Source organism: Ruminococcus sp. AF20-12LB, assembly GCF_003478985.1.
Classification (GTDB): Bacteria; Bacillota; Clostridia; order Lachnospirales; family Lachnospiraceae; genus Blautia_A.
Genome location: NZ_QUGH01000028.1, coordinates 3,926 through 14,253, shown reverse-complemented (window position 1 = coordinate 14,253; position 10,328 = coordinate 3,926). Strand labels below are relative to the sequence as shown.

General features: G+C 37.3%; 14 protein-coding genes and 1 pseudogene. 11 read left to right on the top strand and 4 right to left on the bottom strand.

Annotation, left to right across the window (positions count from 1 at the left end; translation table 11 throughout):
- Positions 1-334: 334 nt before the first annotated feature.
- Positions 335-637 carry a hypothetical protein gene (locus DWX61_RS18675; protein WP_270614659.1) on the bottom strand — a complete coding sequence of 101 codons (303 nt, stop codon included), beginning with the start codon at positions 635-637 and terminating at the stop codon, positions 335-337.
- Between the two features lie 357 nt (positions 638-994).
- Between DWX61_RS18675 and DWX61_RS18665 the strand changes: the two genes are divergently transcribed.
- The 3 genes from DWX61_RS18665 (at position 995) to DWX61_RS18650 (ending at position 3,650) form a co-directional block, all read left to right on the top strand.
- Entirely contained in the window at positions 995-1,426 is a 432-nt protein-coding gene (locus tag DWX61_RS18665; protein ID WP_118037313.1) for a GNAT family N-acetyltransferase, read from the top strand.
- Positions 1,427-1,441: 15 nt separating this feature from the next.
- A complete protein-coding gene (locus tag DWX61_RS18660) occupies positions 1,442-1,960 on the top strand; it encodes a ClbS/DfsB family four-helix bundle protein (protein ID WP_118420155.1) in 519 nt (172 codons plus the stop codon).
- Between the two features lie 931 nt (positions 1,961-2,891).
- Complete coding sequence (locus DWX61_RS18650; RefSeq protein WP_118626673.1) at positions 2,892-3,650, top strand: EFR1 family ferrodoxin; 759 nt, start codon at positions 2,892-2,894, stop codon at positions 3,648-3,650.
- Positions 3,651-3,731: 81 nt separating this feature from the next.
- Here DWX61_RS18650 and DWX61_RS18645 read toward each other — a convergent pair.
- Positions 3,732-4,106: pseudogene (locus tag DWX61_RS18645) on the bottom strand (hypothetical protein); the annotation flags it as partial.
- 263 nt (positions 4,107-4,369) lie between these two features.
- On the opposite strand from DWX61_RS18645, the gene DWX61_RS19660 reads away from it, so the two are divergent.
- The 6 genes from DWX61_RS19660 (at position 4,370) to DWX61_RS18615 (ending at position 7,186) form a co-directional block, all read left to right on the top strand.
- Positions 4,370-4,708: a helix-turn-helix transcriptional regulator gene (locus tag DWX61_RS19660; protein ID WP_118626671.1), complete on the top strand. Its 339-nt coding sequence runs from the start codon at positions 4,370-4,372 to the stop codon at positions 4,706-4,708.
- Between the two features lie 316 nt (positions 4,709-5,024).
- The gene (locus DWX61_RS18635) at positions 5,025-5,276 is read left to right on the top strand and encodes a hypothetical protein (RefSeq protein WP_227752348.1); all 252 of its coding nucleotides are present in this window, start codon (positions 5,025-5,027) and stop codon (positions 5,274-5,276) included.
- 30 nt (positions 5,277-5,306) lie between these two features.
- Entirely contained in the window at positions 5,307-6,122 is an 816-nt protein-coding gene (locus tag DWX61_RS18630; RefSeq protein ID WP_118626669.1) for an alpha/beta fold hydrolase, read from the top strand.
- 50 nt (positions 6,123-6,172) lie between these two features.
- Positions 6,173-6,346 (top strand): hypothetical protein, encoded by a 174-nt coding sequence (locus DWX61_RS18625; RefSeq protein WP_182466244.1) that lies wholly within the window; start codon positions 6,173-6,175, stop codon positions 6,344-6,346.
- A 110-nt stretch (positions 6,347-6,456) separates the two neighbouring features.
- The gene (locus DWX61_RS18620; protein ID WP_118626667.1) at positions 6,457-6,927 is read left to right on the top strand and encodes an LURP-one-related/scramblase family protein; all 471 of its coding nucleotides are present in this window, start codon (positions 6,457-6,459) and stop codon (positions 6,925-6,927) included.
- Positions 6,928-6,967: 40 nt separating this feature from the next.
- The gene (locus tag DWX61_RS18615) at positions 6,968-7,186 is read left to right on the top strand and encodes an aspartate dehydrogenase (RefSeq protein WP_118515720.1); all 219 of its coding nucleotides are present in this window, start codon (positions 6,968-6,970) and stop codon (positions 7,184-7,186) included.
- 269 nt (positions 7,187-7,455) lie between these two features.
- Here DWX61_RS18615 and DWX61_RS18610 read toward each other — a convergent pair whose 3' ends face one another.
- Positions 7,456-8,292 (bottom strand): AIM24 family protein, encoded by an 837-nt coding sequence (locus tag DWX61_RS18610; protein WP_118626665.1) that lies wholly within the window; start codon positions 8,290-8,292, stop codon positions 7,456-7,458.
- 395 nt (positions 8,293-8,687) lie between these two features.
- On the opposite strand from DWX61_RS18610, the gene DWX61_RS18605 reads away from it, so the two are divergent.
- Positions 8,688-8,903 (top strand): hypothetical protein, encoded by a 216-nt coding sequence (locus tag DWX61_RS18605; protein ID WP_118515724.1) that lies wholly within the window; start codon positions 8,688-8,690, stop codon positions 8,901-8,903.
- 105 nt (positions 8,904-9,008) lie between these two features.
- On the opposite strand, the gene DWX61_RS18600 is transcribed toward DWX61_RS18605, so the two are convergent.
- Positions 9,009-9,524 (bottom strand): helix-turn-helix domain-containing protein, encoded by a 516-nt coding sequence (locus DWX61_RS18600; RefSeq protein WP_015541512.1) that lies wholly within the window; start codon positions 9,522-9,524, stop codon positions 9,009-9,011.
- A gap of 530 nt (positions 9,525-10,054) precedes the next feature.
- Here DWX61_RS18600 and DWX61_RS18595 point away from each other — a divergent pair.
- Positions 10,055-10,328 (top strand): TnpV protein (locus DWX61_RS18595; protein WP_118626677.1); only part of this gene is annotated, 274 nt, incomplete at its 3' end.

The window sequence follows — 10,328 nt, the reverse complement described above, 5'->3', positions numbered from 1 at the left end:
TGTAATTGATGGTGAAGGTTCAAAGGTTATTTGCAAAGACTAATTTGAAAATTCAAGTTTGTAGGGCAAATAAGCTGTTTATTTGACTAGAAAAAAGAATTACAATTAATAACGCCGGTGCGGGATTTTGGTATCCAGTGCCGGCATTATTGATTCTACAGGGGCTTGGGGGTGTAGCCACCAAATATATTATTCATTTTCGTTTTCAGAAAGTTTGTTAAGGATCCATTCCTGATTGATAACAATATCCTCATCAGCGCGGAGATCTTTGAAATCATTGTGATGTGAAGAAGCAAGTTCATATGTATTGTCGATATTAATTGCACCAGTGGCCTCACCTAGGATGAAGATAGCTGTATCTGCCACGATGCTCAATCACAGAAATCTGAAATTGTTCCAGAAGTTTGGATTGGAATTCATCAAAACTATTGGATGTGGCAGCGCATTCATCAATCGCATTTCGCAAATATTCTTTCTGTGTTAGGAATACAGTGGATGTTGGTTTGAGACCAGCTTCGATAATTTTCTGATTGATCTCATCCAGTTTTTGCTGGCCGTATTTCTGTGTCATATACTCTTTCTGAGTGATTTTTCTTTCAGCCGGAGCAATAGGATCTATGATTGATTTGCTTCTCAAGCAGAAGTTTTCTTAGATATTCAGAACGTGAGATTGAAAAACAAGCAGCTCCTTGATCCAGCAAATTGAGTTCGACATCTGTCAGTTGTACTGTAACAAAACGTCTGTTATTGAGAGGGTATGGGAGATCCCCATCAAGATAAAACCCATAGGTTGACGGGAGGCCAAATGGCAATACCGTTAAACCTGGGTGGATCTTGCTCTTATTTGTACCCCTCTATATAACGAAACGCTCAGAGGCTGTTTTACAGTGGGGGAAAAGAAAAAATATCAAAAAATTGATGATTAATGGTGAGCTTGTGATAGAATGAAAAAAAGAGAAAAGCATAGAGGATGTAGTTGTGGAGAATATTTGTTATGATTAGAAAGATGCTGAACGGAGATATCGATAGAGTTGCTGACATATGGTTAAAGACAAATCTGAAAGCACATTGTTTTATTTCCGATCAATACTGGAAAAGTAATTATGAATTAGTGAAAGAAATGATGTCACAATCCGAAGTCTATGTGTATGAAGATGATAAAGTGATTCAAGGATTTGTAGGACTAAATGATGAATATATCGAAGGTATTTTTGTTTCTGATGAAATGCAGTCGTGCGGCATAGGTAAGCTTTTATTGGATTATATTAAGGATAAAAAAGTTAGATTACAATTAAATGTATACCAGAAGAATGCCAGAGCAATTTCTTTTTACCAAAGAGAAGGGTTCATTATTCAATGTGAAGGTTTTGATGAAACCACTGATGAAAAAGAGTACACCATGCTATGGAAACGGAAATCGGAATAAGAAGGAGATAGACTATTGAGAGCATACGAGAATAAAGACGAACTTAAAAACGAAATAAATAAAAGCTTTGCAAAGTATATTTCGGAATTTAATGATATTCCAGAATCCTTAAAAGACAAAAGGGTTGATGGTGTTGATCGAACTCCAGCAGAAAATCTTGCTTACCAGGTTGGCTGGACAACTCTCGTTCTTAAATGGGAAGCAGACGAAAGAAAGGGGATTGATGTCAAAACTCCTTCAGATGATTTTAAGTGGAATCAGCTTGGTGAATTATATCAATGGTTTACAGATATATACGCTCATCTGTCGATACAAGAGTTGAAAGATATATTGAATGAGAATGTGCATTCTATTTATGCGATGATAGATTCGCTAAGTGAGGAAGAATTATTCAAACCACATATGAGAAAATGGGCTGACGAAGCAACTAAAACAGCTGTCTGGGAAGTATACAAGTTCATACATGTTAACACAGTTGCCCCATTCGGAACATTTAGAACTAAGATTAGAAAATGGAAAAAAATAGCACTATAAAGTAAAGAATCTTTTAGCTTAGATGAGAAGAACGGGAATAATCACAACAGATTCCGAGAATCAGAAGAGATCATCTTGGATACTTGTCAAGAATTTAATTAATTTCAGGAAAAAATGCAGAAATCTAATGTTACGATGTTCTACAATCTCCGTCATAATAAAAATATCTCCATCATTTCAAAAGAGAATGACGGAGATATTTCGCCCTGCTTATTCTTGTAGTAACCAATCGGCTATATCGTGAATTTCGATTTCTTCATAGCTATATAGGGGATGTTTGGTTCTGCGGGCATTGCTTAATTTACTGACGAAGACGATGAAGCAATGAAAAACACGATTAAAATGCGGGATAAACACTGCTTCTAAAGAATATAATATGATTGTGGAATAGAAATACGCAACAAGTTACAAAAATCTATTTCAATGTCCAGCTGATATATTGATTTTTGAAGTCCATCCGGATATGCTAGAATAGAAAAATGCAACATGTTGCAAAAATCTTTTATAGTGAGGCTTTAAGATGGAGATTCACAGAGATTTTTATTTGGATAAATTGATAAAAAGAAAGAATAATGGATTGATTAAGGTAATTACTGGTATTCGTCGATGTGGAAAATCCGTATCCCATTTCCTTATTATTCAATCAATCATTAATTGTAAAAATTAAGAAGCATTTCAATCAGTTCACCATGTCACTTTTATTTTGTGTTATAATGTGTTATCAGATTTTTTACCCTTGTATTTTCCCTTATCAGAGTTCGTAAACACTGGCGGGACGATATAACACAAGGGAAACAATAAGGGAAAGCTCACCTGCGACAAATCCGGTGTTTTCAAGGGTTTACAGAGAATTTAATAACAAAATATAACAGTTATTAAATCTCTTAAAACAGGTGAAATCTCAATCGGAAGTCGTGGAGGTGATTTTATTATGATTTTGTGCTTTTCAGGAACCGGCAACAGCCGTTATATAGCGAAAAAAATTGCAGTTGAATTGCAGGACGAGATTGTAGATGTGAATGCGAAAATCAAGGCAGTAGATTATTCGCCAATAAAAACAGGTGAGAATGTAGTCGTTGTAACTCCGACCTATGCGTGGCGTATTCCCCGAATTGTGTCGAATTGGCTTTCCAAAACGAAATTGCTTTCTGCAAAACGTATTTGGTTTGTTATGAACTGCGGCAGTGAAATTGGCAATGCGTCAAAATATAACCGTAGTCTTGCTGAGCAAAAGCACTTATGTTATATGGGTACATCTCAAATTCTTATGCCGGAAAACTATATTGCCATGTTCGATGCACCCCAGGCAGAGGAAGCAAGAAAAATTGTAAAAAATGCTGAGCCTACTATTGAGGATACCATTGCCTGTATTAAGACAGAGCAACCTTTCCCTGTACCACGAAACAATCTCTACGACCGTTTTACGAGTGGTCCGGTAAATCCGGTTTTTTATCAGTTCTTCGTGAAGGCTACTGCATTTCAGACAGATGATACTTGTATCGGATGCGGTCAATGTGTTAAAAACTGCCCAAAGAATAACATTGCACTTGAAAACGGAAAGCCGATATGGGGGAATCAATGTACTCACTGTATGGCATGTATTTGTTATTGCCCCACAGAAGCAATAGAGTATGGCAAAAAGAGCATAGGAAAGCCGCGTTATCATTTTGAGCAGTTAAAGATGAAATGATTTGTAAAGTGTCGATAACGTGGAATTTAACTGAGAAAACCCCAGTTTGCATTGATGATAAGCAGTTCATCTGAATCCTGTTCAATATATGAATATGAGCAGGATTTTTCTATTTACAACAATATTTTTTAGGGGATGTTTGGTTCTGGCAATAATCATTTTCGGATAAGCATCTCGAATCTGAAGCAGAGGAGAACATTCTCTCTCAAATGTTTCCTGCCCGGAAATGTTGTTGCTGACCTGAAGATAAAACTTCTCGCTACCTCTCTGAGCCACAAAGTCGATTTTCTTTTGATAGAGCTTGCCGACATAAACATCGTATCCACGGCGAAGAAGCTCGATGCAAACGATGTTTTCATATACTCTGCCATAATCCATATTTCTGCTTCCCAGTATTGAATATCGAATACCGCTGTCACACAAATAGAACTTTTCAGAGCTTTCAAGGTATTTCTTTTTTCATTTTTCGAAACCGCTTCGTTGTACTTAGTATACCGTCTGCTAAAAGTATATGAAAGATGTCGCTTTCAAAAACACAAATTTTTTTATTTTTTGAAAGTGGAAACTATGTAAAGGCAACCCGATTCTTTACTGAATTTCAAGTAAAATGCAGAAATTTCAAAAAGATTGCTTTTGACCACTGTAAAACATGCTCTGAGCGTTTCGTTATATGAAGGGATAATTTTTCTTTCATATTTCAAAGAAAAGAGGATAAAGAAATGTCAGAGAAAAGATGTTATACAGTTCAGGAGTTACAGGAAATCTTAGGAGTCAGCAGACCTACTATTTATAACCTTTTGAAGAAAAAGGAATTCCGGTGTATCAATTCTGAATGGAAATCAAATCAAGACACACAGTCATTTAATGAAAATATCGAGAAGGAATACCAGAAACTTTTGGAAACACTGTCTCCGGAACAAGAGAAAGTGCCTACGGAGTACTGTGATGAAATATTTGCCAGCGGAGCAGAAACAGAAGAGTTTTTCTATCGCCTGGGTATAAAGGATGGACTGAGATTAAAAAGTACGGTAAAATCTGTATTAGAAATGATGTCGTGAAATTGGAATTGTAGAAGAAATAGATGATTCAGTTGTCGTAAATTTGCGACAACTGAATAAGACGGTAAAACGAAGTATGCTTTAGAATTATTAGTTCTGGTAAATCCGTTGGTTGTGCGGATTTATGCACTGCTATTTGATGTAAACTGGTAACATCAGAATTAGATAAATCAGAAAAAAGAGATAAAAGAGATAAAAGAGAAGAGATATGTGGCTGCCGGATTTTTTTATTCAAAGACTTTTAAAATCATAGCGACAGTAATCATTAGTGTTGAACTGATAATCATAATTACATTGAAGGTAGTGGATCTTTACTGTGACGAACCGGGACGTAACAGTACGAGCAACAGCTATTCCAGTAAATCCCAAAGAAGTTATTCTTCCGGCAAGAAGAGTAAATACATACAGTAATTCTTATTCATCCAGAAGAAACGATTCTTATGATGTTTATAATTATGATGACCCGGATGATTTCGCTGATGACTGGGCAGAGGAATTTGGTGGAGGAAATTATGATGGCGGATATGATGATGCGTATGATTATTGGGAGGAGAACTACGGGAAATAATAATGCAAGGAAATTGTGGAGGTAAATTTGTTGAAAGAAAGTACATATCAAACTCCTTGTGGAACGATTCATTATTGGTCAAGTATTCTGAGGTTGGATACAACGACGCTTGTATTTCTTCCGGGGCTGACTGCTGACCATAGACTGTTTGATAAACAGGTTGAGCACTTCGTGAAAAAATATAATATTATTGTATGGGATGCACCGGCTCATGCATCTTCCTGGCCATTTCGGTTTGATTTTGACTTGTTTGATAAGGCAAAATGGCTGAATGGGATTCTTGAAAAAGAAGAAATCAGAAAACCGATTATAATCGGCCAATCAATGGGAGGATATGTGGGACAGGCTTATGCACAATTGTATCCCGACCGGCTGGCAGGCTTTATCTCCATTGATTCGGCACCGTTGCAGAGAAACTATGTGACATCAGTGGAAATCTGGCTTCTGAAAAGAATGGAACCAATATATGCACATTACCCATGGAAGTTGCTTTTGAAATCCGGAACTGAGGGAGTTGCAACTTCTAATTATGGCAGAAACCTGATGAAGGAAATGATGTTGGTCTATGATGGGGATCAGCATCGTTATGCACAAATTGCAGGGCATGGATTTCGTATTCTGGCAGAGGCGATGGAAAAGGAGCTGCCATATGAAATTAAATGCCCTTCCCTGTTGATATGTGGTACAAAGGATCATGCCGGTTCATGTATTCGGTATAACAGAGCATGGCATCGGAAAACGAAAATTCCTTTAAAGTGGATTGAAGGAGCCGGTCATAATTCTAATACAGATAAACCGGAGATGATAAATAGTTTACTAGAAGAATTCCTCTCGAAGGTTTTATGAGAGGCAACTTAAAGTTATTTGAATTAAAAAGCGAATAGAGAGAAAAAGTAATGAAAAATATATTGATTATTTCAAGCTCACTTGGTGATCTGAATGGTTTTGTAGAGCATCTGGAAGAATACAGGATTGCAGGAAAAATATATGCAGCAAACGTGATGGATGCTGGATTGGTCAAGAATCAAAGTGTTTTCCAAAAAGCCTACGATATGGGATATTCTATTTAAGCTGTTGAAAATCGAGAAAACCATACACAACCTGATGGAAAATCCATGTAGCCAATATCGAAGAAGTGTAAAGAACCAATTATATCTGTTGGAGAGAGCGGTGAAAAGTTATGAAGCTATTATTTAAACAAAGGCTGTTTTCATGGTTTGACAGCTATGATATCTATGATGAAGCAGGCAACACTGTTTATGTAGTAAAAGGCCAGTTGTCCTGGGGACATAAGCTTGTAATTTATGATGCCTATGGAAATGAAGTAGGAATGGTTGTTCAGAAAGTTCTTACCTTCCTTCCTAAATTCGAGATTTATAAAAACGGCAGTTATATAGGATGCCTGAGCAAAGAATTCTCATTCCTGACGCCACATTATAATATTGATTACAATGGATGGCATATTGATGGAACCATTATGGAATGGGACTATAGCATTCTTGATCGAAGTGGATATTTAATTGCACGGGTCAATAAAGAACTGTTTCATATGACTGATACATATGTCATTGATGTACAGAATCCAGGAAATGCGTTGGATGCGTTGATGTTTGTACTAGCAATTGATGCAGAAAAATGTTCCAGGAATTGAATAGTTGATCTTGTTACTGTAATTATTCGGAGGATGAAGCATGGGAATATTCAAAAAGAAAATCGTGAAAAAAACATATGACCGAGAACATATGAAACCAGTAATTCGTGCAAGCATTTGTACCGGAGAAGAAGTAGCAGGGTTCAAAGACATACGGACCGGAAAAATCGAAGAAATCATGCTGATCAGATCGCCGGAGGACTTAGAAAAATTCAAAGCGATATATGAGATAGCAGAGGAAATTGCAAAAGAATATTAGACATTGGACAAGGAGGAGATGTTGTCATGAGAACTATAGGTAATATCCTTTGGTTTATATTTGGAGGATTACTGGGCGGACTGGCATGGATTTTTGCAGGATGCATGCGGTCAATGTGTCAAAAACTGCCCGATGAATAACATTGTATTTGAAAACGGAAAGCCGATATGGGGGAATCAATGTACTCACTGTATGGCATATAACGCCGATACAGGATTTTTATAATCCTATACCGGCGTTTGTTGGTTACGAGAGAATGTGTTTTACGCTTACTTTCCAAATGTATTGCTGGATTTAGCTGCAGCTTTAGCTGCCATGGTGTTGGTGGACTCAGACAAGGAAGTTGTCGGCGCGACCGGACACATCAGTACTCGTCCTGTTCCACGATAAACATTTACCAGGCCCTCTCCGCTAACTGCAGATCCTACAAGTGTTTTTGTAGATCTTTCTACGGTGAATTCAAGATTTGATGACCAGCATACAGCAAGATTTCCATCAATTTTCAGTTCATCATTTTCCAATATGACTTCAATCAATTCATCTTCAGGAACATTAGATTCCAGTGCAGCTACACCATTTCCCTGCAAACTCAGATTAAACAGACCTTCGCCACCTAGTACGGCTGATGAAAGGTTCTTTCTGGCTACAACTTTACTTTTTACATTTGCATCACAAGCCAGGAACATGCCATCTTCAATTGTCATTCCGGCTGATCCCCACTTGCCAACATCTGCAAGAATAATGTATTTATATGTTGGTTCCAGTACCAGACAGCCTTCGCCAACATATTCCGGTTTAACCGCGGTTTCTTTGGTGACCGCACCCTTGAGTGCCTTTCCAAGGAAATCTCCGATACCTTTTACCCCAGATGTGGCTTGTACATTACCACCCATCCACTGCATGGCACCGGCCTGGATAATAGCAGAATGGTCTTTATCAATATCAATAACAACCTGTCTTCTTCTGACATTCATTTTACTCATGAAATACTCATTCATTGCATTCATAGGTGAAACGCTGGCATCCTGTACATATTCAAGTACATGGAAGTTCCCGATACTTTTCGCATATTTTCTGTTTTCATTTTGTAAGTTTTCAATTCGCATAGCATAATCTCCCTTTTAATAATAATCTATGATGTTGCTCGGATATGCTTATTATAAAAGAGTCAGCATAGATAGAAAACAATTCGTGCAGAGAAATATAAAGACAGAATTCTCAAAATTCGAGAAATATAAAGATGCAATTCCTCATGATGGATGTGTATTATGAAAAATAAATTTGTTATAGTGACAATATCAACAAAAAAACAGAATATAAATGGGGTGATCAGATGGAAGCGGCACAGAGAATTCGATTAATCCGGATAATAGAAAAGATGGAGAAAAATCCGGCATTTAGTAATAAGATTGGTATAAAGAACACATCTGAATATTTATCAGAAAAAGAACAGAAAAAATGAAAGACACATATCAAAATGAGTTTCAGAAGGAGTAATAAAATGTTATCGTTATTATTTACAATTTGTATGATTTGGTTTGTTGGAAAATTTTTTATATTTGGATTAAAAGCATCCTGGGGAATTATGAAACTACTTTGCACAGTTATTTTCTTCCCGGTGATATTGATTGGCATGGTTGTAGGTGGACTGATGTACATTGCATTTCCATTATTGATCATCGGTGGCATTATAGCATTGGTGACATCACGTTCATAATGGATCAGGAGGAGAAAACAGAAAGTATCATCAATCAATTACAGCGTATGTAAAGAAAAAGGCAATGAATCAGAAATGGTTCATTGCCTTTCGTCACGTAATGGCTTATTTTAATTTTTCTTTTTCGGCGTTTAAGAGTTCAAGATTAAGCCCCTGTTCTCCGGCTGTCTTATCTACCCAAAGATTCAAAGAGTCTATGGCTAAAGAAATTTCATCAAGTTTTTTACTGATATAAGCAAAATCTTTCATTTCATCATCGCTGATCTTACCGTCACGGGCAATCTGGATCAGACGACCGGTAAGAGGATTGATTTCATTTAGACTGGCAATTGTCTCCAAAATGATATTTGACAGATCGGTCACTTCAACTTCTGGAACATAACGATGACCGATTTCACATTTGTGAGAACAATAATAATTGCAAAGATCTGGTCTTTTATAGGCATCTGCCATCTGGAGGATATCATAAGGCGTAGGTTCTTGTGTTTCATATTCAAATTTTTCAATTTTTGAATCAGAGACAGCATCCATTTTTTCACTGGCCTCTGCTCTTGTAAGGCCTGCCGCTTCTCGGCAAAGCTGGTAAATTGTCTTGTTTTCCCTGGTGGATTGTTTACCCATGAGAATTTCCTCCCCGTATATCGCCAAACATGAGGATTATCAATATTTAAGTCCTCATGCAGGACGTGTATTTCTCGTATAGAGTTTATTATACTTGAATTATCAGTTAACAACAAGCTCAATAATGAATATGAAGTCAAAAATCAATAGTATTTGTAAGGCGTCAGTGGAGTTATTTCCGCTGGCGTTTTTATTTTTTAAATCTTTTTTCATTTCTCCCTAAACTTTCCCAAACTTTTTTGTATTTAGAAGTTGAGAAGGCTACAGATCAAAAATTTGAATCAAAAAGCCGGATTAGCACTTTGAAAATTAAATGAGCTTGCCAGTCCGCCGGAGTCCTGCCAGATAGGATTCCGGATAAGTTCAAGGACAATCGGTCCGAGGATGAACAGAAACAGAGGTTTGCATTGAAACATTGCTGCGGCAATGGCTTTCTTGGCAAAGCAGCGAATTGATAATGATACTCCCGAATGATGTAGGACGGATTTTGCGGACATTCAAAATAAAAAAGAATGTGGAGGTAACAGACAATGGCAAAATCATTATTTGAGGAACTGGGCGGCAAATACGAAAGGCAAGGGGATTATTTGATACCGTGCTTAACTGTACCCGCCGAAGAAGAACAGGCAATAGGCATCTGGGGGCAACGGCATTTAGATTATCTAAAACAGTACCGTAAAGTTACATACACCAATCTTCTTACAAGCGGCAGGCTAAACGCCTACCTTGCCGACATCAACAGACAGGCACAGGAACGCTTTGAAAGGCTCATAGAGGGTATGAAACAGGCACAGGGCATAACGG